The following is a 21,436-nucleotide window of genomic DNA, read 5'->3' on the forward strand; positions in this document are numbered from 1 at the left end:
TAAATCCAAGACTTACATTTTCGCACGGAAAACGTTTATTTTCCGGATTTTGAACTCGTTTCCAAATACAGTTCATAGGGGGGAGGAGTCGGTTTCAATCCTTTTTCGATCAGATTGGCCGCCCATCTCCTTTCTACAAAATCGCAGAAATCCCGTAAATCCCGCCCTGAATAAGAGTCCAGTCGTTGTGAAATTGTTAAACGTTCGCTTTCCTGTAAATGTTTAGCATAATTTCCTAATATCGCAGCCCTTTCTTTTTCATTCGGAAGAGGGAAGAATACCGATCTGTCAAATCTGGAAACCAATGCCTTATCCAGGTCCTGTTTTCTGTTTGTGGCACCCAGGGTAATTGATTTTTGTCCCCCTTCGAAACCATCCAGTTTTCGTAATAATACGGACAGAATATTTCGGGTTGCCTCGAATAGACCATCGTCCCTGGACCCGGCCAAGGAATCTATTTCATCTAAAAACAAAAGACAAGAAGGGAATAGGGAGGCCACGTCGAAGACATAAGCCATGTTCTGCGCGCTTTCCCCATAATATTTACTTAAAATCGATTCCACAGGGACATAGATGAGAGGGATCTCGGTCATACAGGAGATCACCTTTGCCATGCTAGTTTTTCCTACTCCTGGTTCTCCTTCTAAAAGGATCGCCCTTGGTTTTGTCCTGCCGGGGAATTTTCGAGTCAGTTTGGAAAGTTCCTCAAGGGTTTCAGGAGATTTGAGCGGAAGTATAATGGATTCTAAAATTTGCCTTTTGACATCCTCATAACCGGCAATGGTCTCGAACGTCATCCAATCTCCTTTCTTCTTTGCCTCGATCGGATCGAATACGTCTATTCCTAGTCGTAATAATAGTTCTTTGGGATTCTGAACGGATTCTTGTTTGGAAAGTCTGAGATATTTGAATAGATCGATCGCGGAAAAAATTTCCTCTCGATGGAAATCTCCCTTTTTCGTGATCTCAATTTTGCTTTGGTTCCTTCCTGAATAAAATCGGAATTTGGCGTTATCTAAAATGTTTTTAGTTTCGAATAAATTTTCATTCAATGCTTGTAGGCAAACGTATCCAGGTTCAAAAGTATGGATTCGCAGATTTTCTACATGATTCCGAACGATTTGGATACAATCCAGAAGCTGGCTTTTATCCGCACCTGGGATGGGAAATTCGATCCGAAGATCCTTTTTGTCGGGAACAAATGCGGGAAGTTCGACATCCTTGACACCCAGACCTTTTAGTTCCGAATAAAGCAGGTTTTTTGCCTGGGTAAAATCCAGAATATTTCCGGAATTTCGGGTGGATAGCGGGGTCAAATCTTCAGATTTCATTCTTTCTTCCCTAGAATTTCTCTTGTATAATCTTTCGGTTCTGTCGAAGAATTTAGAAAGAACCTTTGGAGGCAAGTCCTAATGGGTGAAGGCTCCCTTTCACAAGACGATATAGACGCATTACTAACCGGGTCCAGTCCGGGAGGGGGGGGCGGCGGCTCTGCTGATTTTAATCTAAGCGGAGAATTGGATTCCCTCTTAGGAGATGCCGGTGGTGGGGCTGGTGCTTCTACCTCTCCTGCTTCCGGAGGAACCCCTTCCTTCGCGGATATTGCTGCCGCTTTGGGACCTTCTTCCACACCTGCTCCGCCAAAGGCAAGTCCTCGCTCTAGCTCCGTTTCTTCCAATACTGCAAACTTAAATCTATTACTAGATGTTAACGTGGCTCTTACTGTGGAATTAGGTAGGACCAATATGTACATTAAAGATGTTCTCGGTTTGAACGAGGGCGCTGTTGTGGAATTAGACAATGCCGTCGGAGAGGATTTGGATATTTTGGCAAACGGTAAACTGGTTGGGAAGGGAAAACTGGTTCTATTGGACGATTATTACGGAATTCGAATTACCGAGATAGTAGATCCTTCCAGAAGAATGATCTAAACAGGATCTACGTATCCGGAAAGAGATTTCCGGATACGATCAGAACGTTTACGCCTTTTTGTCCTCGCTTCCGAGTACTGACTTCATTACGGATTTAAAATTAGATAGGTTTAACGGAAGAACAAGCTCCGTTCCATCCTGCCCGATTTTTTCTACCTCTTTGATAAATCTCTGAGCGATCCTGAGTTTTACCGCTTCTTTTCCACCTTTTGTTTTGATGGAAGAGGCAAGTAGTTGGATCCCTTTTGCGGTTGCAGTTGCAATAGATTCAATTTCCACTGCTAGGCCTTCCGCCTCATTGATCCTTTTCTGCTTTTCTCCCTCGGATTTATTGATCGCTTCTTCTTTAACACCCAAGGACCGATTGATCCTGGAATCTCTATCTCCTTCGGAAAGAGAGATCTGCGCCTTCTTTGTGATCTGCGCTTTTTTCTCTCTTTCCATTGCTTCGATAATGGATTTAGGAGGAGCGATATTTACTATTTCGTAACGATTCACTCGGACACCCCAAGGTTCTGCCGCTTGGTCCAGCACTTCAAGGATCTTGCTATTAATGACTTCTCTTGTTTCGAATGTAGTGTCCAGGTCCATGGTTCCTATGATCGCTCTCATTGTAGTTTGTACAAGCTGAGTGACTGCGAATCTGTAATCTTCTATCCCGTAACTCGCCTTCTGAGGATCAAGAACTCTCAAATAAAGGATCCCGTCCATTTCCACTTTAACATTGTCTTTCGTAATGCAGGTTTGGGGAGGAACGTCGATAGCCTGCTCTTTTAGGGTATGATAGTATGCATCATAATCTATAAACGGGATGAGAATATGAAATCCGGCGTGGAGTGTCCTGCTATACTTTCCGAGCCTTTCTACGATGATACATTCCTGAGCCGACACAATTCTCAAGGAACGATATAGTTTATAGGCAAAGTAGAGTAAAAACCCGAGCCAAAATATCCATAAAAATAATGAAACAAACATATTGAATATTACTCCTTCTCTCCGTCCAGTCCTGGAAATTTATTGGTTACCTTGGAAATCCCTTCGAAAAAACCGACAATGTTTGCCATTTCCGTAGGAAGAACCGTGGTTTTTGCTTTTTCTAAAATGAGTCCAAGGCCTGACAGATAGTCTTCCGTGATTTGAAGATTGACCGCTTCCGGTCCGCCTTCGTTACCGGTGGCTTCTGCGATCATTTGGATCCCTTTTGCTTTGGCTTTTGCAATGAATTCGATCTCTTTTGCTTTACCTTCGGCTTCGTTTACCTTTTTGATCTTTTCCCCTTCGGAAAGATTGATCGCTTCTTGTCTTTCTCCCATGGAACGGTTGATACGAGAAAGTTTTTCACCTTCTGAAATGGTGATCTCTGCACGTTTGACTCGTTCCGCTTTTACTTGTTCTTCCATCTCATGAAGGATTTCTTTAGGAGGAGAAATGTTTTTGATCTCGTACCGAGTCACTTTAATTCCCCAGGGATCCGTTGCCTCGTCTAAAGCTCTCACCACATTCGCATTGATAACGTCCCTTTCGGAGAATGTATGATCCAATATCAGTTTACCTATCTCCGACCGAAGAGTGGTTTGAGCCAACTGAATGGTCGCGTTCCGGAAGTTTTCGATCTCGTAAGATGCTTTGTAAGGATCCATGACTCTGATATACAGGATACCATCCACCAAAATGGAAACGTTGTCCTTGGTAATACATGTCTGGGGAGGAATATCGATCGCGATCTCTTTTAAGAGCTGCTTGTATCGGATCTGGTCCATGATCGGGATAAGAAAATGAAAACCTGCACCAAGCGCTCCTCGGAACACTCCCAGTCTTTCCACGACGAAACTATATGTTTGTGGAACTACGATACAGGTCTTCATAATCAGATAGATCGCTGCGATAACGATTAGCGTAAAAAATAGAAATGGGTCCATTTGTAAATTTCTAACTCCTATTCAATTATGATTATATTTCCGGAAGCTCTATAGGCTCCACAACGAAGGTCAGATTTTCTCTTTCTAAGATCCTCGCTCTTTTACCTGCTTGGATCCGTTTAGATTTACTGATCGCATCCCATTCCGTTCCTTGGAATACGACCCTTCCACCTTTCCTTTCCACAAGAATATCCTTGGAAACTAGAACAATTCTTCCGGGACCTTCCTCAGGAATGAGAGTGGCTTTTTCAGACGAAGAAGGAAAGAATTTTCTTAGGAAACTTCCTCCCAACCAGATCAAAATTCCCGAAAGAGCAGCCCAAAGGATCGCTTGGGTCCAAAATCCAATTTCATAAAAATAGGAAATACTTCCTATGATCGAGGCAGAAAGTCCTAAAAAGAATACGAAGGTTCCCGGAACAAAAAGTTCCGCCACCATTAGAATCACTCCGGAGGCAATCCAAAGATAAGAAAGGTTATGTCCGTCTTGTAAAAAGTCCATGGTTTTAGGTAGAAGAAGGGAGAAAAATTCTATTTTCAAAAACATTCCCGTCCGTATTCTTAGCGGGAGTGATGAGAAAATTTTGGATTCGTCTGGGAATCGGACTATTGATCTTATTCCTTGCTCTTCAGTTAATCCCCGTCCAACCTCCGTTAGGAAAGAATGCTAATGAAATCAAAACGGAAGAACGCGTCAAAAAGATTTTTCGAAAGTCTTGCTATGACTGCCATTCCGATTTGGTGCAATGGCCTTGGTATTCTAAGGTTTTTCCGGTTTCTTTATATATCTCTCATCATATAGAAGAAGGCAGGGAAGAATTGAATTTTTCCGAATGGGAGACCCTAAAACCGGAAAAAAAGGCGGATCTAGCGGAAGAAATTCTAGAAGAAGTGGAAGAAGGCCGTATGCCTCCTAAGGATTATATTTTCTTACATTCTAACTCGAAACTGGATCAGGAAGAGATAGAGGTCCTAAAAGACTGGCTCCAAACGTTTGCGGAAAATCAATAAGGCATCAAAATCATTTTAATGAAAACACCTGAGGACAAAAACTCTAAACTCTGGGGAGGAAGATTTAAAGAAAAAGCTTCTTCTATTATGGAAAGGATAGGAGAATCCATTTCCTTCGACCAAAAATTGTACAAAGAAGATCTAGAAGGAAGTAGGGCTCATGCCAAGATGCTTTCTAGAATGGGTATCTTAAACTCTCAAGAATTGAAAGACATACTAGACGGATTAAATCAGGTAGAAGAAGAAATAGAATCCGGAAATTTCAAATTCAGTTCGGAGCTGGAAGATATTCACATGCATGTGGAATCCAGACTTACGGAATTGAAAGGAGAAGTTGGGAAAAAATTACATACTGCAAGATCCAGAAACGATCAGGTCGCTCAAGACACAAGGCTCTATGTTAGAAACCGGATCCAAGAAATTTTATTTCGTTTGGATTCTTTGAGAGAAGCACTCTACGAACAAGCTTCCAAGAATATAGACACAATCATTCCGGGATATACTCATCTTCAAGTCGCTCAACCGATCCGCGCCTCTCATTTTTTATTGGCATATTTTTGGATGTTTACCCGCGATTTAGAATTTTTTGAATTCGCGGGTAAGACTGCAAACATTCTAGTACTTGGCTCCGGCGCAATGGCTGGGGTGAATTACCAAAACGATAGAGAGTTTTTAGCGTCCGAATTAAAAGCGGATTCGGTTTCTCCGAACAGTATGGATGGTGTTTCGAATCGGGACCATCTGCTTCAGTTCTTATTCGCTGCGGTCCAAACAATGTCTCATGCTTCCCGTTTTTGCGAGGATATCGTTCTATATTCTTCTCAGGAATTCGGCCTTGTAAAGCTGCCTGATTCTTTAACTACCGGATCTTCTATTATGCCCCAGAAAAAGAATCCGGATATTGCGGAGCTTATCCGTGGAAAGTCCGCAAGGGTGGCGGGTAACTTAAATCATCTGATCGGGCTCTTAAAGGGATTGCCTCTTACCTACAATCGTGATTTACAAGAAGACAAGTTAGCCGTTTTTGATGCTGTGGAAACAGTTCTTTTGAGTCTGGAAGGATTAGAGGCAATGGTTTCCGAAATGCAATTCCGACCCGAAAGGGGAGAAAGATCCTTGAAGGAAGGGTTCGCCACCGCGACAGATTTGGCCGACTTCCTGGTAGGAGAAAAAAAAGTCCCATTCAGAACGGCGCATGAACTTGTAGGAAGACTTGTCTCCGAATGTGTGGAAAGAAAGGAGAATTTGTTCACGATCTCCGAAGAGGTCAGAAAGGAAATTTCTCCTTATTTTGTTGGAGAAGAATATTCCAAGGCGGTGAGTCTGGAACTTTCCACGGACAAAAAATCGAGTTACGGTGGAACTTCCAAAACTCGACAGTTGGAACAATTGGAACTCGCGAAACAATCTATTAAATCAATCCAAAGGAATATGAAATGAATTATTGGAATATAAAATCGAGATCAAAGTTAAGGATTACCGGATCTCTAACATGGTTTACGATTTTATTATTTTCTTTTGCCTGTAAGGCAAACCCTTATGCGGAGCAAAGATATGTACCGGAAGCGTATAGTCCGGTCGAAGTTGTCGTTAGAAAAGAAGAAAAACCTCGTACAGCTCTACCTGAAAAACCTGCAATTTATGCTCTAATAGAAACTACACAAGGAAACATGCTTTTCGAACTCTACGATAAGGATGCTTCTAAAACTGTCCAAAACTTCATCGATCTTGCCCAAGGAGAGAAGGAATTTACACTACGAAATGGACAACCTCAAAAAAGACCGTTCTATGATGGATTGGCCTTCCATCGAGTGATCGAAGGTTTTATGATCCAAGGCGGATGTCCTTATGGTGACGGTTCCGGAACTCCGGGGTACAGATTTGCAGATGAGATCAATGCAGCGAGTCTGGGCTTAGACCAGATGAAAATCGGACAATCCCAATATTATACAGGATATTTGTACAGATATATCGGTGGAGAGCTTGGAATTCGTAGCCAAAGAGAAGCGGACGAGAGAAGAGAAGAGCTAGAAAGCAATTTGGAGAAGGCCAAAAATCTTTCCGTCATGGAGATACTCTACAGGTTAGGGTATCGTTATAATAATGTAGTTAAAAGTAAGAAGGCAATCAAAGGCGCATTGGCAATGGCAAATGCAGGACCGAATACGAACGGTTCTCAATTTTTTATCAACCAAGTAGACACTCCTCATTTGGACGGATTGCATACGGTTTTTGGACAGATCGTTCAAGGCTCCGAAGTGGTAGATAAAATTATCGCTTCCGGAAACGGTAAAACTACCATCCGTAAAGTGTCCATCTACGATAAGAGGACAAAATAATGAGTACTTCCCTGGACCAAAATCCACTTTTTCTTTCGGTGGCCCGAGAGATACAGGGCGCCGGGTCCACGGGAAAAATATTAGAAAAACTTTCCGGATTGCAGGTGGATGATTCTCGAGGCGGAGAAATGTTCCCCGAACTCCGGAATAAAAAGGACACTGCTTGGGATTTCCGCTCCGTAATTTCCCTAGTTCGTCTGATACAGCAAAACAGGCAATCTGTCAGCCATTCTTACGAAGAAGCAATGGCCCGTTATAGCAAAGTAAACAACTTAACCGCAAAACGAAAAGCAAACGAGGAAGAGGTTAGGCTCAAACAAACTCTTACCGACTATATCCTAAAAATCGAATCCAATTTTGAAAAGAACGATAGAGCGGATGAATCCATCGTAAAAGAGATGACCCGCTTTTTCGATAGTCTGGAATCAGCGGAAAAACTCTCCGAATCCAATATCGCCAGTTTGAACTTATCTCCCAAATCCGTGGCCCAAATCGGACCAATTCTGGAAAGATATGAGGAATGCTACCAGGAATATAGTAAGCTCAAACCTGTGCTTGGGCGACTGATCCGGATCGCGGACTATATTATAGAAGATGCCGAAGGCTAAAGCCTCTCGTTTACTACATAATTTCTTCGTATTTTTTAGTAGGTTTTGTCTTTTTTTGCCGAAATCTAAAATGTAGAGCTGAAAGCTCCTTCTCTAGGCCCGAGATATCGACGCCTAGAATAGTGGGATTGAAATTTTAGAATGAAACGAATTCTGATCATACCGATTCTTCTGAGTGCATTTGGCCTCGGATCCTATCCGAACAGAAATGCAAGGGGAGAAGTTTCCGAAAATTATATCCAAGCCCAAGGGATTGTGGATATCAAACTTCCTAAAATGCAATTCCGAGAAAAGGAACCGATCTCTGCCGTACTTTCCGTTCGAAATACCGGAAACGAGGTCCTCCGAATTTTCCCTTATGGAAAAGATCTTCGTTCCTTCCAAGTAATCGTAAGAGATGAAGACGGAAGAACCGTCACAAGAATGGAAGAAGAAAGAAAACAAGATCCAGTTTTAAGAAGAAGGAACAAAGTCGAAAATCTTGTCGGAGACGAGGTGAAAGAGATCATTCTTCATAAGGACGAAACATTCTCCAAAGAGATCCGGATCGATCATTTATACGAGTTAGAGCCCGGAAAAAAATATTTCGTAACGGCTTACTTCTATCCTAATATCACCGAATACGGGGACCATTTTGTACGATCGGAAAGCCATCCCTATTTCAGCGTAGAAGAACGTAAAAAAGATTGGGTTGTTCCGGGAGTTCCTTACCAAGATCCAGCAACGGACGGACTAGAACCGGAAGAAGTGATCCATCTATTCTTAGGCGCTGAAAAGAAGAAAAACTGGAAACTCCATTTTAAATGGATCCATTTTCCGGAATACATTCAAGCTTATGACAGATTTGCCAGGGATTGGCAACAATCGGAAGAAGCCGAAAAAGATTTCGTTCTAGAAGAATTTAGAAATTATCTAACGGAAAACAGATCGGGTATGTTACAATACTATAAGATCCTGGGAACGGAAAAGGTGAATTCCAATCTTTCCAAAGTTAGAGTTGCCGTGGAAAGAAGAGTGAATAAGGTTCCTGTTCGATACGAATACGAATTTACTTTGAGAAGAATGCCGGAAGAAACCGGAATGTTTTGGAAAGTAGCTAATCTATTAGCAAAGGTAAGAAAATGACCGAGATATTATCCCAAGACGAGATAGACGCATTATTAAACGCGATCTCCAGCGGAGAAGTGGCCGAAGATGAGTATTCATCCGTAGGGGAACAAAAAAAGGTCAAAATTTACGACTTCAAACGTCCCGACAAATTTTCAAAAGACCAAATCCGCACTCTGCAGATGATGCACGAGACATTCGCTCGTTTGGCAACTACCGGACTTTCCGCTCAGTTACGAGCCTTAGTTCACGTTCACGTGGCTGCTGTGGATCAGTTGACTTACGAAGAATTCATTCGTTCTATTCCGAATCCAACCACACTTGCTGTGATCAATATGGACCCGCTCAGAGGTTCCGCAATTTTAGAAATAGATCCTTCTATTTCATTTACGATCATCGACCGTCTTTTCGGCGGTAAGGGAGAGACTGCAAAGATCTCCCGAGAACTTTCCGAAATTGAGATGAGCGTAATGGAAGGGATTATCGTTCGTATTCTCGGGAACATGAGAGAGGCTTGGTCCACGGTAATCGATCTTCGACCTCGTTTGGGTAACATCGAAACAAACCCTCAGTTCGCACAGGTTGTACCTCCGAACGACATGGTGGTTTTGATCAATTTAGAGACCAAAATCGGAGAGGTAGAAGGTTTAACCAACCTTTGTATCCCGTACATCACGATCGAACCTATCATTAACAAACTTTCCGCTCAGTATTGGTATTCCTCCATCCGTAAAGGTGAATTGGACGAAAACCGAGCGATCATCCAAGAACGTTTGGATCAGGTCCAAATCCCTGTGATCGCAGAAGTAGGTTCGGTAGATATTTCGATTCTAGATTTTATGAACTTAACTGTGGGCGATGTGGTTAAATTGGAAAACACCACAACTAGATCCGATATGCTCGTAAAAGTAGGGGAACGTAAGAAGTTCAAATGTCTTCCCGGACGTGTGGGAAATCGACTCGCTATCCAAATCGGAGATAGGGTAGAAGATATTCCGGACGAATTACTCGGTTCTACCAGGTCGGAACAAGAATACTGATCGAATATTTGTTAATCTGATTTTTTGATCAGGATTAAGGATTCTCACAAAATACAAAAAAAGCGGGAATCATCCCGCTTTTGCTTTTTATAGAATATAGAAATCGGAAAACGATTACTTTCTCCAGTGAATACATTCACCGGGACATTCATCCATCTCTTTCTGAACAGTTTTCCAATCCTCTTCCGGGATCGGAGCTTGGTTTACATTCTCTCCTCCGATATGAGTTTCGGAAGTATCGTTATCGTCCATCTGAAAGTACTTAGGTAGATTGTCTGCACACTGGTTGCAAGAAGTACAGTTGTCCTTATCTACATAGGCTATTTTGGTCATTCTGTCACTCCTTTGGAACTTTTAGTTCGGCTATTTGGCGGTCTAGGGCTACAATTTCTAGACTGGGGCTATGGCGCAATACCTTTTCAATCCGGATTCCCCCATTGATTACCAGTCTCAGCAGGATTTAAGGTATTCTATAAATTAGACAAGTTCCTTCCCGAATAATTCAATCGATCGGTGTAAAAATGTGGACGGAAATTTCTTTCGTCGATATTCTTCCCAAACCTAATCCAAGGGAGAATCAGAACTAAATGAAACGGATTGCCATAACCTTCTTTCTGGCCCTCAGCATTGTATTTGTAGATTGTAAGAAAGCCAAAGAAGATCTCCAAGGTGGAGTAATCACATTCACTAAGGGAACAGTAAAAATTTACGATAATGCCGGGAAAGAAAAACCCGTATCCATAGATACTTTCCTTTTGCCGGAAGACAAGATAGAGACAGGAAAGGATTCTTATGCGGACCTTCAATTGACGGAAGGTGTCCTAGTTAGGATCAAAGAAAACACAAGTCTTACTCTAAAGAAAATTTTTATCGATTCTGCAAACGGAGAAACCTTCGCGGATATGGGACTGACTAAGGGGAAAATTTTCACCAAGGTTGCGGGAAAGCTTAGTAAAACTTCCAAGTTCACAGTTTCCACCCCTACGGTTGTTGCTTCCGTTCGAGGAACCGAGTTCATCGTAGAAGAATCCGGCAAAGGTTCAAGTACCAGAGTCTCCGACGGTTCTGTAGAAGTTGCGGACGCGGATAATCCGGAAAACCAAGCAGTGGCGGATGCAGGAGAAAATGTTAGCTCTAACGGAGATACATTCAAAGAACAACCTTTAACAGAGGATGAAGCCCAAGAGTTAAAGGATGATTCCGCTACCATTCAGTCCATTACGGAAGAACAAAGAGCGCGTATCCAAGAGATCCTGAAAGATTTCCAGGAAAATAAGGCTCGTATCCTCCAAGGATTGGAAGAGCAAAAACAAAGAAATAGAGAACTCATCGAAGGCGCAAAAGAAGAAAATCGAAAACTTTTAGAAGAAGCTAAGAGCGCCGGCAAAGAAGAAAAAGAAGCCATCCAAAAAGCAGGCAAAGAAGAGAAAGAAAAAGTAAAATCTTCTATGGACGATGCCAAAAAGGAATTGGAGAACCAGCGTAAGTCTTTAAAAGACCAGGCAGCTCCTAAATAATTTGGATTTCCATTCTAAAACACAAAGGGCCGTTTTCGAAAGAAAGCGGCTTTTTTTATTCTTCTTCTTTGGAACGAAGTTTGTACCAGAGTATGGTAGTGGTGAAAAGTAAGGTGAATGAGTTTGCCAGAATGATCGGAAAATCATTTTTTAAGACACCGTAACAAAGCCAAAAAAACACTCCCACAGAAAGGACCAGATACATATTCCTGGAAATATCCCTAGTCCTTTTTTCCAAGATCACTTTGATTAACTGCGGAAGAAATGCCAGAGTAGTCAGAGTACAAGCTATAAATCCAAGTAAAGAGATCGGATCCATCATTTGTTTGTATACTCTCTTGTGACGATTGTCTTAATCCCACCTCTCAGGTTATAGTCTCCTTTAACCTTGATATATTTAGGATCCACGGATTGGACCAGATCTTCTAAGATCCGATTTACCACATTCTCATGGAAAATTCCCAGGTTCCTATAGGCGAGAATATACTCTTTCAAGGATTTCAGCTCTATACATTTTGCCTTTGGTATATAGCTGATCTCGATCACTCCGAAATCCGGCAATCCGGTTTTAGGACAAACCGCGGTGAATTCCGGAATGGTAAAATCGATTGTGTAATCCTTACCTTCGTAAACATTGGCGAAAGATTCTATCTCGGGAAGTTTCAGACTGGGGATATGGTCCTGTCTTCCCTCATAAGCGGAAATTCCGATCGACTCTTGTTGATGGCTCATGATTCCCTCTTTAAAACCAGAGTTTTCCGGACTTTGTCTCTGGGAATCTTTTTACATCTCACATAAAGGAAACGTTAAGGATACCTTGGAATGAAGCACCAAAATGTAATTGGGATCGTGGATTTTGGAGGGCAGTACGCCCATTTGATCGCGTCCAGAATTCGTCGTTTGGGGGCTTATTCCGAAATTTTAGGTAACGACGAACCCTTAGAAACGTATTCCAAACTTTCAGGTATTATTCTGTCCGGAGGACCGGAAAGTGTATACGAACCGGATTCTCCCTCTCTGCCTGTCGAAGTCCTAAAACTTGGAATTCCAGTTTTAGGGATTTGTTACGGCCACCAACTCATGATGAAACTACTGGGTGGAGAAGTGAAAAAAGCAGGTATTGCAGAATATGGAAGAGCCGCTTTAGATTTTATCGATACTTCCAAAACGAAATTACTCCAGGGTTTTGCAGGAGGAGAAGTAGTGTGGATGAGCCATGGGGACGAGGTGACTCGTTTGCCATCCGGTTTTACTCGCACAGCATCCAGCCAAGACTGCGAATATGCCGTAGTGGAAAATCCCACCCAAAAATGGTTCGGAATCCAACTCCACCCGGAAGTGACTCATACGGAAAAAGGTTCCGTTCTTCTCGAAAACTTCGTAAAAATTTCGGGAGCGGAAGGCACCTGGGATCTTAAACAATTTTTAGACCTAAAAGAGAAAGAATTACATTCCATCGTTCCTCCTGATAAAAAGATCTTCTTACTCGTCTCCGGAGGAGTGGATTCCACTGTTTCGTACCTTCTTCTTTCCAGAGCTTTAGGAAAAGACAGAGTCAAGGGAGTTCTGATCGATACGGGATTTATGAGAAAAAACGAGGTTTCCGATCTCCAAGCAAAACTTGCTCCGCAAGGAATCCAATTGCATGTGCACGATTCTTCCGAACTTTTTTATTCCGCTCTAAAAGGAAAAAAAGATCCGGAAGAAAAACGTAAGATTGTAGGAAATCTATTCTTACAAGCGCAAGCAGACTGTGCGAAAAGTTTAGGACTGAACGCGGACGAATGGTTGCTCGGACAAGGAACCATCTATCCGGATACGATAGAAAGCGGCGGAACAAAACATTCTCATACGATCAAGACCCATCATAACAGGGTAGAAGCCATCCAGAAATTAATGGAAGAAGGTAAGGTCGTAGAACCGATCAAGGATCTATACAAAGACGAAGTAAGAGAACTTGGAAATTACCTAGGACTTCCGAAAGAATGGACCGGAAGACATCCTTTCCCAGGCCCGGGACTTGTGGTCCGAATGATCGCCCAAGAAAAACCGATCGAGACTTCTGTTCAAAAACAATTGGATGAGCTAGTCGGAAAGGAATCTTCTTTGAGCGCAAAACTTCTTCCTGTAGCCTCCGTGGGAGTGAAGGGAGACCAAAGATCTTACGCACATTGTGCTGCCATTTCAGGCGACAAGACCTGGGACGAGTTGGATAAAATTTCCACAGCGATCACTAACCAAATTTCTTCCGTAAATCGAGTCGTACTATTTTTAGGAAAGTCCGAAGACTTCTCCAAAGCAAATTTCCAATTCCAGGCAATCGACTTGGACCAGAAAGATTCTGATATCTTGAGAGAAGCGGACGCAGCAGTGGAGAAGATACTACAAAAAAGAAAGATCTACGATCAGATCTGGCAAATGCCTGTGGTACTTCTTCCTTTGGGCTCCGAAACAGGAAAAAGAAGTATCGTTCTTAGGCCGGTGGATTCTCAGGAAGCAATGACTGCGAGTTTCTTCCGACTGGAAAAAGATGTTTTGGATGAACTTGTTTCCGAAGTCCTGAAAATTCCGGGGATCGAATATTTGTTTTTCGATCTGACAAACAAACCTCCCGGCACCATAGAGTGGGAATAGTTCGGCTAAGAGATCCCGCTTTTAAAGTTCGGATCGAATTTTGGGATAAGGAACTTTTTACCGTTCCAGATCAGATCCCAATTTTCAGAATTTTCTCTCCATTCCAGTTCCGGATCTAAAAGGATTTCGGTGGAGAGCCTTCCCCAGATCTCACTCCGAAAAGGGTGAAGTAGATTTCCAAATGGATCGAATTTCAAATTTTCCGGCTGGAATTGGATCCCTTTTTCTCCTCCATAATACAGTCGATCTCCGACTCTATGTTTGAACAGAACCGGATAATGTTCCGTTTGCACAAAATTCATTTCGTTGCCGCAAGGAGAGATATAGGAGCATTCTGGGTATTTGCCGGTCCGGTTTTTTTCTAGATGAGTGAAAAAGAAGTCTAAAAACTTTTTGTCCGTAAGTTCGGAATCCTCGTGGAAAAGTCTAGCATTCGAGTCGATTCGATAGAAATAGATCCTCAAAGTCTTTCCTCCACTTTTCTATTGACACCTTGCCCATCCGCAAAATCATACCTCATATCGGCGTCGTGGCCAAGTGGTAAGGCATGGCTCTGCAAAAGCTTGATCCCCGGTTCGAATCCGGGCGACGCCTGGCAGAGTCTCTCAAACGCCTGGATGGTGGAATCGGTAGACACCCAGGACTTAAAATCCTGTGAGTTCACGCTCGTGCGGGTTCAAGTCCCGCTCCAGGTACCAAACTTACTCTAATCTAAAATCGCAAAGATCTCCTAAATCTAAAATTGGCAGATCCATTGTGTTTTCCGGATCGAAACCTCCAAAACGGATCTTAAAACTCCTAAAAAATACGATATCCGGAAAGATCGTAATTTTTGAAAGTTCCATGGTCTCTTTCCAGACAAAGGAATTCCAACCGGGTTTCAGACCCATTTCACGAGTTCCCAAATCATATTTTCTATGAGACCAATAGAGTTTGTCCTCATCAAAAGATTCTTCCGAAAATACAGTGACTTCCATCTTAGTCGGCGGATTTTTCCATTCGGGAGAGATATAGATCCCGAACGAATAATCTTCTTCTCTGCGTTTGGATGGATTTGGGTATTTATGGGTAAGACATCCTTCTACAGAAAATTCAGAATTTCCTTCCGAGGCAGAGACTTGGATCGTTTCTGAAATTCTTTTTTCTCTTTCCTCGGTTTGGTTCCTAAAAGGAAGGATACGCCTTTCTATCTTTTTAGCAAGTGGAGAAGACGAGGCAAAAACCTGTCTTCCATACGCGAGTTCCGCCGGAATAGAAAGTCTCCAGATCCAAAAGGAAGTATTTAAAAGAAATGTAAAACTTAAGAAGATTACAGAAGCTTTGGAAAATTGAGAGGTGGTTTCCTTCTCTCTTCCCCATAAAATCCCGGTCAATGCGAAAAAGGGAAGCGCAACCTCATCGTCCAAAAGATAACATTGGAAAAACCCAGCCACCCAGATGAAGCCAACACCGATCAAAGGAAAATTTCCTTCTTCCAAACTGGATGTTGCGATCTTTCTAAAGAAAAGATAGAAAAAGCCGATCCATAAAATTCCGGAAAGCCATCCGCCCACGATCGCAAATTCTAATATATCATTATGAGCGTGTTTATTCGGAGTAATATACAACTCGTACCAAAGTTGTTCATTCTTTTGGATAAATGTTTTGGAAACCTCTGAACTGGTTTCCTTAAATCTTCCTCCTCCGGTTCCCAAAATCGGATTTTCTGCGAGTAGAGGAAAGCTGAGTTTATAGATCCAATATCTTTGGTTTTCGGGTGTTTGGATCTCTGTGAGTTGGGCGAGAGTTCTTTGTAATAACCAATTTTTTTGATAAAAGAATCGAACTGCTGCTCCGAGTGAGACCAAAACGGAAATTAGAATAAGGACTCGCACCGGTGTGATCTTTGGAAATTTACCTGAGAGATCTTTCCATTTGCTTAGAATAAAATACACAGTGACCGCTAAAACTCCAAGCCATGCGGACTTACTTTGGTTGAGTAAAAACACCCAGGATGCTAATAGGAGAAGGACCCCGAATCCAAAGCTACGTTTTAGATCCTTCTTCTTGATCTTTTGCAAAACAAGAAGTACAAGTCCTGGAATATAAAAAGAAATTAATCCGCCATAGGTTAAATGAGTGTTCATCAAACCGATCGGAAGATACGTTTCTAAACCGAAAAGTGGTCCTGCCGGATGTTGCCTTCTATCTCCGGGCGCAGGTGTAAAACCGTTGGAGATAAATTTTCCGAGTCTATATTCGCTGAATACGGAAGCGATCCCTGAGATCAAAACCAGTAAAAACGAGATCCATAAATATTTATAGATCAGCTTTCTATTTTTTTCGTCGGAGGAATGTACTGCCGCTATCGGGAATAGGATCGAAAGCCAAAAGTCTCCCGCCTCCGATTGTCTTGTGAACGTTTTCCAGAAATGGGAATATTCTTCGAAGTGTACCAGAGAGGAAATGAATACTAAAGTATAAGCACCTAAGATAAACGCCCAGGGCAGAAGATACACTCTGATCTTTTGGAAATTTTCCTTAGGTGAGAATATAAAACAGAAAATGCTCAATCCCGCCAGGATTTGAGAGGCGGAAACGGAAAGTGGAAAAGCTAGTAAGAATAATAATAAGGAATATAAAGAGACTTTTCCGGAGGTCTCGGATATTTGAGAAAAGAAGATACGTTTCACCGGTCCCCAGAGTTTCCTTTTCCTCTCAGATTTCCAGAAAAAACCGCTGACAAAGAAGGAAAACCTCCTATTTTAGGAATTCATTCGCCCCGGCGATATTCATGTATGGCAGAATCCGTTAAAACAAAGGAATCTTCTTCCCCTAAAAAAAAGAAATCCAAACCTAAGACGCCTCTCAGTAGAAACGAGGTCCGGGATAGATTTCTAAAAAAACTTTCCGTTGCGATCATCACCTATAATGAAGAAGCGAATATCGGAGATTGTATCAAATCCTGTAGGGATATCGCGGACGAGATCATAGTTTTAGATTCCAATAGCACTGATAAGACCAAAGAGATCAGCGAGTCTTTTCCTGAGGTGCGTTTTTCCTCTCAGAATTTTAAGGGACATGTAGAACAGAAGAATGATGCGATCTCTCTCTGTAAGAATGAATGGATCCTGTCTTTAGATGCGGACGAACGTCTGAGTGAGGAACTTAAGAGATCCCTTCGTACATTTTTAGAAAGCCCGGAAGATCCGTCTTTGAACGGACTCAAAGTTTCCAGACTTACCTTTCATATGGGAAGGTTTATCCGTTTTTCGGGATGGTATCCTCAGACCAAATATCGTGTTATCCGAAAGTCCAAGTCGACATGGACAGGGGAAAATCCACATGATTACTTGGTGGTGGAAGGTAAGGGCAAAAAGATAAAAGGGGATATCCTACATTATAGTTTTGCGGACCTTGCCCAACAAGTGGATACGATCAATAAATTTTCCTCTATCGTTTCTTGGACTCGTTGGAAGAAAAATAAAAAATTCTCATTAGCCCGAACGATCGTCAAACCGTTCGGCAAATTTGTGGAGATCTACTTTTTCAAACTCGGATTCCTGGATGGTTTCCCTGGATTTACGATCGCGATCTCTTCCGCATATTCCACTTTTTTAAAGGAAGCAAAGATCTACGAATTGGGGAAAAATTTGATAGAACGCCCTTCAAATCTACGAAAAGATTACGGGAAATAAAGATGGCTAAGGGCAAACAAAAATCTGGGTTTTGGAATAAGCTCTTTTTCTGGAGAAAGAAAAAGACAGTCTCTGCCGAAACGGAAAAGGAAGTCGTTAGAGATAGTAGGGGTTATACCTGGGAATTAAAAGACCTAAGAGAAAAGGCGGAGCGCTTTTTTGTGACCCGTAAAAAACTTTCCGGAACTATTTTTGAGAGTCCCTCCCTAAGGCTGACTAAAAATAACCGCAATCTATTTCGTTTAGAAGGGAAAGAAAAATCAGGCAGAGAATATTCTTTAGTAATCTCTACCGGAAACTATCTAACGGAACAAGCAGGAAAGATCAGCGGTGTGATTTTTTTAGGAGAAGCGGAACTAAACCGTTTATTGAGCGGAGACCATAAGAGTCTAAAAAGTATCTTATCCGGGATCAATACTCCGAACTGGGACGAGGAATCATGGGCCGTTCTCCAGGAAGAACCGGACCTAAAACGCTCTGCCGATTCTTGGAAAGAAATTTTAACTTGGGAGCCGATCTGGAAACAACAGATACTCATCAATTTACGCCCAAGTACGATCGCGGTGTTACTGGTATTTTTAGGTAAAGAATTCGAAGATATGTTCCAGGCAAATTCTTCCGAAAGAGTGAAACAAATCGTTTCCAAAGAGCTGTATTTTTTAAACGTAAGCGGGATTAGGAATTCTCCGCATTCCGAAAATTTGACACTGTACGAATTCGATTCCGCTAAAAGGGAATTTGAGTCGGTGCTTTCAAAAATTCGGTCTAAAAAGGATAAATGAGAATGAACTTAAAAGAGATCGCATCCAAACAGATCCAGGACTCGATTGAAACCAAAAAAGCGGTATTGGATACACTTCTTCCGGAGATCGAAGAAGCGGGAAAGATCGCTTCCGAAGTATTAAAAAAAGGGAATACGATCCTTTTTTGTGGGAACGGTGGGTCTTCTTGTGATGCGTCTCATATAGCAGCGGAACTTGTGGTACGTTACAAATCCGGGAACGAAAGAAGAGCTCTTCCTGCATTGGCATTGAACGCAGATTCTGCGGTGCTTACCGCTTGTTCCAACGATTATGGATATGAGTTCGTATTTTCTCGCCAGGTAGAAGCATTCGGAAAACCGGGTGATTTATTGGTTGGACTTTCCACCAGTGGAAATTCCAAAAACGTGATCGCAGCTCTCGAGTCCGCTAAAAAGATCGGAATGAAAACGATTTCTCTTTTAGGAGGAGATGGCGGAAAGATGAAAGGAATGGCGGATCTGGATCTGATTATTCCTAGGAAAGAAACGGCGCGTATCCAAGAATCTCATATTCTGATCGGTCATATTCTTTGTTCCATTGTGGAATACGAACTCTTTCAGTTAGGATAAAACTTGGAAGGTAACCACCAAGCCGAATTAATTCTTTCAATCCAAGACCTGGACGTAAAGATCGGGTCTTCTTATATTCTTAAACACTTCGATTTCCAAATTTCTAAAAAAGAAATCCATGCACTCGTGGGGGAATCCGGAAGCGGAAAATCCACATTTGCAAGTACAGTTCTCGGACTCCTAAATGAAGAAGCTTCCATAACCTGGAAAAATTTTTCGATCTTCTCGCAAAACATACCAAGCGGAGATTTCTCTCTTTGGAAAAATTGGCGAGGAAAACGGATTAGTTTGATCCCACAAACCGCGGCAATCGGACTTCATCCTTTTTTAAGTATCGGTTCTCAGATCCTGGAATATTTTTCACTGATCCACCCTGAGTTTGCGAATGAAGAAACTTGCCTCCGATTATTAAAAGAATTCGGGCTTTCCGATCCCAAAGCTGCATGGAAGGCGAGGCCTCACCAACTTTCCGGTGGAGAAAGACAGAGAATTTTAATCCTATTTTCGGTATATTCCGGAGCGGAACTCATTTTGGCAGATGAACCTACCTCGGCTTTGGACCCGATTACCGGGAAGGCCATCCTAGAACTTTTAAAAACCAGGGTGAAAGATCTGGGAGCGGGACTTCTATTTATTAGCCACGATCTTAGTTCTGCGAGAGAATTGGCCGATACTATAACTGTGATGAAATCCGGAGAAAAACTAGAAACCCTAAAAAGACAAAACGGTCCCTGGGAACCAAGTTTAGAGTATTCCAGAAAACTGTTTACTTTGGATGAAAATCCCGCTTAAATTGCAAAACTTATGATCCGGTCCTTCTACTTATACATTCTGATCGTAGTGGCAAGCGTTTATCCGTCGTTTGTCGGGGCAGAAAGTATCCATTTAGAAGAATATGATATTTCCAGGTATCCTAAAGTAGAATTAAGACTGAGAGCAGGAAAGGGAGTATCCCTAGATCAGGAAATCCTTACCGTTTCGGAACAAAAAGAAAATCGTTCCAGGAGAGTGGGACCGCTCAAGATCCAAAGACCGGATGGCACAAGGCCCATCCATGTATACCTGATCACTCAGATGACGAACTCATTCGATCATAATGTACAAGCCACTGAGATCTTAAAAACAATCGTGGAAAGAGCGGATTCTGCAGACAGATTCAGTTTTGTTTTTTTTACGGACGATGTATTTTTCTCCAAAGACGATTTAAGTAAATCGGATGCCTTGAAAGAAGCCAAGGTTCCGGGTGGGAAGTCTAACAGGAATACTTCCGCCAATCTGGACTATGTTTTCCAAAAGATCTCTCCTCGTTTGAAAGAGACGGATTATATTCTGACAATCTTTTACGATAATGATCTGATCCCATCCAACGAGGCTCAGAACGGGGAATACACTCCGAATATTCCGATCAACGTTCTTACTTTTCCGTCCAACGGGGGGAAGTTTTTAGCCAAAAGATATGGGGGAACATTCTACTCTTTGAACTCTCCTGATTTCAGGACCCAAGTGTTCGGGGACCTGGATTATTTCAGAAAAGAACCTTGGTCCTTAATTTACGAGTCTCCTTTTCAGGACGAGTGGCAATTCCAAGGAAGTGGAAATCTGGAAGTAGAACTGGAGACTAAAAATTCCAGGCGATTGAGTTTTTCGTATGACCTTCCGTTTCGGACAAGGCTTGCGGTTTTCTTATTACATCCTTCTATTTTTCTTCCTAGCTTTACTTTCTTACTCGTTCTCACCTTGGTTGCTCTGATCGTAGTATTAAAAAAGGGCAAAAAGCAGAATCCGGAAGGAACTGTGAGTGCGGAAGAGAGACTTCATACGATTGAATTCGAACAAGACGCGTACCGGAAAATGTACGGTAATCAATACCAGCTTGTTTACTCGGAGGAAGATAGGATCGAGACCGAAAGGGCTGCCCCCGTTGCTTTAAAGGAATTCGAACAAGGTGAATCTTACGAAAAAGCGACCCTAGTTTTTAAAGAAGGAAGAAATCCAGGGAAACAATACTCTCTTGCAAGAGCGGAGACCAATATCGGAAATTCGGATCTTTGCGATTTGGTCTTATACGAACAATCCGTCAGTAAAAATCATGCAAGGATCAGAAAGGTCCGTAACCGCTACATTTTATACGATCTGGTTTCGGAAACAGGGACCTTCTTAAATGGTAAAAAAATTCTGAGACCGAGGATCTTATACGATTTTGACGAGATTGGAATCGGCAAGGCTCTACTCGTTTTCCGAGGCAAGTAATAGATTCGGGGCCTTCTTCCCGGAACCTTCT

General features: G+C 42.2%; 23 protein-coding genes and 2 tRNA genes. 16 read left to right on the plus strand and 9 right to left on the minus strand.

The genetic code is table 11. From position 1 onward, the window contains the following. Positions 1–35: 35 nt before the first annotated feature. The gene (locus LEP1GSC192_RS02005; RefSeq protein ID WP_020768173.1) at positions 36–1,331 is read right to left on the minus strand and encodes an ATP-binding protein; all 1,296 of its coding nucleotides are present in this window, start codon (positions 1,329–1,331) and stop codon (positions 36–38) included. Positions 1,332–1,412: 81 nt separating this feature from the next. Between LEP1GSC192_RS02005 and fliN the strand changes: the two genes are divergently transcribed. Beyond that, positions 1,413–1,931 (plus strand): flagellar motor switch protein FliN, encoded by a 519-nt coding sequence (gene fliN / locus LEP1GSC192_RS02010; RefSeq protein WP_020768371.1) that lies wholly within the window; start codon positions 1,413–1,415, stop codon positions 1,929–1,931. Positions 1,932–1,979: 48 nt separating this feature from the next. Here the strand turns inward: fliN and LEP1GSC192_RS02015 are convergent, their stop codons facing one another. Genes LEP1GSC192_RS02015 through LEP1GSC192_RS02025 form a run of 3 tightly spaced genes read right to left on the minus strand, consistent with a single transcriptional unit; the run spans position 1,980 to position 4,352 of the window. Next, positions 1,980–2,906, minus strand: coding sequence for an SPFH domain-containing protein (locus LEP1GSC192_RS02015; RefSeq protein WP_020768510.1), 927 nt, complete (start codon positions 2,904–2,906; stop codon positions 1,980–1,982). A gap of 8 nt (positions 2,907–2,914) precedes the next feature. Continuing rightward, positions 2,915–3,850 (minus strand): stomatin-like protein, encoded by a 936-nt coding sequence (locus LEP1GSC192_RS02020; RefSeq protein WP_020768337.1) that lies wholly within the window; start codon positions 3,848–3,850, stop codon positions 2,915–2,917. A gap of 31 nt (positions 3,851–3,881) precedes the next feature. Continuing rightward, positions 3,882–4,352: an NfeD family protein gene (locus LEP1GSC192_RS02025; RefSeq protein ID WP_036088813.1), complete on the minus strand. Its 471-nt coding sequence runs from the start codon at positions 4,350–4,352 to the stop codon at positions 3,882–3,884. Between the two features lie 71 nt (positions 4,353–4,423). On the opposite strand from LEP1GSC192_RS02025, the gene LEP1GSC192_RS02030 reads away from it, so the two are divergent. The 6 genes from LEP1GSC192_RS02030 to fliM all read left to right on the plus strand — a co-directional run bounded on the left by LEP1GSC192_RS02030 (position 4,424) and on the right by fliM (position 9,955). After that, positions 4,424–4,861, plus strand: a complete 438-nt coding sequence (locus LEP1GSC192_RS02030) for a heme-binding domain-containing protein (protein ID WP_020768331.1) — start codon at positions 4,424–4,426, stop codon at positions 4,859–4,861. 18 nt (positions 4,862–4,879) lie between these two features. Beyond that, on the plus strand, positions 4,880–6,301 hold the full coding sequence (gene argH / locus LEP1GSC192_RS02035; protein ID WP_020768320.1) for an argininosuccinate lyase: 1,422 nt from the start codon (positions 4,880–4,882) through the stop codon (positions 6,299–6,301). Continuing rightward, entirely contained in the window at positions 6,298–7,200 is a 903-nt protein-coding gene (locus LEP1GSC192_RS02040; protein ID WP_020768211.1) for a peptidylprolyl isomerase, read from the plus strand. The genes argH and LEP1GSC192_RS02040 overlap by 4 nt, the downstream gene beginning before the upstream one ends. After that, the gene (locus tag LEP1GSC192_RS02045; RefSeq protein ID WP_020768109.1) at positions 7,200–7,808 is read left to right on the plus strand and encodes a hypothetical protein; all 609 of its coding nucleotides are present in this window, start codon (positions 7,200–7,202) and stop codon (positions 7,806–7,808) included. The genes LEP1GSC192_RS02040 and LEP1GSC192_RS02045 overlap by 1 nt, the downstream gene beginning before the upstream one ends. Before the next feature lie 141 nt (positions 7,809–7,949). Next, positions 7,950–8,933, plus strand: coding sequence for a hypothetical protein (locus tag LEP1GSC192_RS02050; RefSeq protein WP_020768041.1), 984 nt, complete (start codon positions 7,950–7,952; stop codon positions 8,931–8,933). Further along, entirely contained in the window at positions 8,930–9,955 is a 1,026-nt protein-coding gene (gene fliM / locus LEP1GSC192_RS02055; protein WP_020768525.1) for a flagellar motor switch protein FliM, read from the plus strand. Before LEP1GSC192_RS02050 ends, fliM begins: the two co-directional genes overlap by 4 nt. Positions 9,956–10,069: 114 nt before the next feature. Here the strand turns inward: fliM and LEP1GSC192_RS02060 are convergent, their stop codons facing one another. Then, positions 10,070–10,288 (minus strand): ferredoxin, encoded by a 219-nt coding sequence (locus LEP1GSC192_RS02060; RefSeq protein WP_008589921.1) that lies wholly within the window; start codon positions 10,286–10,288, stop codon positions 10,070–10,072. 254 nt (positions 10,289–10,542) lie between these two features. On the opposite strand from LEP1GSC192_RS02060, the gene LEP1GSC192_RS02065 reads away from it, so the two are divergent. Further along, positions 10,543–11,472 carry a FecR domain-containing protein gene (locus LEP1GSC192_RS02065; protein ID WP_020768203.1) on the plus strand — a complete coding sequence of 310 codons (930 nt, stop codon included), beginning with the start codon at positions 10,543–10,545 and terminating at the stop codon, positions 11,470–11,472. A gap of 55 nt (positions 11,473–11,527) precedes the next feature. Here LEP1GSC192_RS02065 and LEP1GSC192_RS02070 read toward each other — a convergent pair whose 3' ends face one another. Beyond that, positions 11,528–11,791 (minus strand): SemiSWEET transporter, encoded by a 264-nt coding sequence (locus LEP1GSC192_RS02070; protein ID WP_036088819.1) that lies wholly within the window; start codon positions 11,789–11,791, stop codon positions 11,528–11,530. After that, positions 11,791–12,204, minus strand: coding sequence for a preQ(1) synthase (gene queF, locus LEP1GSC192_RS02075; RefSeq protein ID WP_020768230.1), 414 nt, complete (start codon positions 12,202–12,204; stop codon positions 11,791–11,793). Before queF ends, LEP1GSC192_RS02070 begins: the two co-directional genes overlap by 1 nt. A 90-nt stretch (positions 12,205–12,294) precedes the next feature. On the opposite strand from queF, the gene guaA reads away from it, so the two are divergent. After that, positions 12,295–14,106, plus strand: a complete 1,812-nt coding sequence (gene guaA, locus LEP1GSC192_RS02080) for a glutamine-hydrolyzing GMP synthase (RefSeq protein ID WP_020768295.1) — start codon at positions 12,295–12,297, stop codon at positions 14,104–14,106. Between the two features lie 5 nt (positions 14,107–14,111). On the opposite strand, the gene LEP1GSC192_RS02085 is transcribed toward guaA, so the two are convergent. Then, positions 14,112–14,570, minus strand: a complete 459-nt coding sequence (locus tag LEP1GSC192_RS02085; RefSeq protein ID WP_020768375.1) for a DUF4505 family protein — start codon at positions 14,568–14,570, stop codon at positions 14,112–14,114. Positions 14,571–14,629: 59 nt separating this feature from the next. Between LEP1GSC192_RS02085 and LEP1GSC192_RS02090 the strand changes: the two genes are divergently transcribed. Both LEP1GSC192_RS02090 and LEP1GSC192_RS02095 read left to right on the plus strand, forming a co-directional pair. Further along, positions 14,630–14,700, plus strand: a tRNA-Cys gene (locus tag LEP1GSC192_RS02090). Between the two features lie 17 nt (positions 14,701–14,717). Then, positions 14,718–14,804 (plus strand) — tRNA-Leu (locus LEP1GSC192_RS02095). Positions 14,805–14,807: 3 nt separating this feature from the next. Here LEP1GSC192_RS02095 and LEP1GSC192_RS02100 read toward each other — a convergent pair. Next, positions 14,808–16,778 (minus strand): O-antigen ligase, encoded by a 1,971-nt coding sequence (locus LEP1GSC192_RS02100; RefSeq protein ID WP_020768477.1) that lies wholly within the window; start codon positions 16,776–16,778, stop codon positions 14,808–14,810. A 105-nt stretch (positions 16,779–16,883) separates the two neighbouring features. Here LEP1GSC192_RS02100 and LEP1GSC192_RS02105 point away from each other — a divergent pair, with 105 nt between their 5' ends. From LEP1GSC192_RS02105 to LEP1GSC192_RS02125, 5 genes are read left to right on the plus strand one after another with little or no spacing between them, the layout of a single operon-like run. After that, positions 16,884–17,783 (plus strand): glycosyltransferase family 2 protein, encoded by a 900-nt coding sequence (locus LEP1GSC192_RS02105; protein WP_020768499.1) that lies wholly within the window; start codon positions 16,884–16,886, stop codon positions 17,781–17,783. Between the two features lie 2 nt (positions 17,784–17,785). Next, on the plus strand, positions 17,786–18,565 hold the full coding sequence (locus LEP1GSC192_RS02110; protein WP_020768090.1) for a hypothetical protein: 780 nt from the start codon (positions 17,786–17,788) through the stop codon (positions 18,563–18,565). A gap of 2 nt (positions 18,566–18,567) precedes the next feature. Beyond that, positions 18,568–19,155 carry a D-sedoheptulose 7-phosphate isomerase gene (gene gmhA, locus LEP1GSC192_RS02115; protein ID WP_020768146.1) on the plus strand — a complete coding sequence of 196 codons (588 nt, stop codon included), beginning with the start codon at positions 18,568–18,570 and terminating at the stop codon, positions 19,153–19,155. A gap of 3 nt (positions 19,156–19,158) precedes the next feature. Continuing rightward, entirely contained in the window at positions 19,159–19,947 is a 789-nt protein-coding gene (locus tag LEP1GSC192_RS02120; protein ID WP_020768004.1) for an ATP-binding cassette domain-containing protein, read from the plus strand. Between the two features lie 12 nt (positions 19,948–19,959). Further along, entirely contained in the window at positions 19,960–21,405 is a 1,446-nt protein-coding gene (locus tag LEP1GSC192_RS02125; protein WP_020768358.1) for an FHA domain-containing protein, read from the plus strand. The last annotated feature ends 31 nt before the right edge of the window (positions 21,406–21,436 follow it).

It is taken from the genome of Leptospira sp. B5-022, from assembly GCF_000347035.1.
GTDB classification, from domain to species: domain Bacteria; phylum Spirochaetota; class Leptospiria; order Leptospirales; family Leptospiraceae; genus Leptospira_B; species Leptospira_B cinconiae.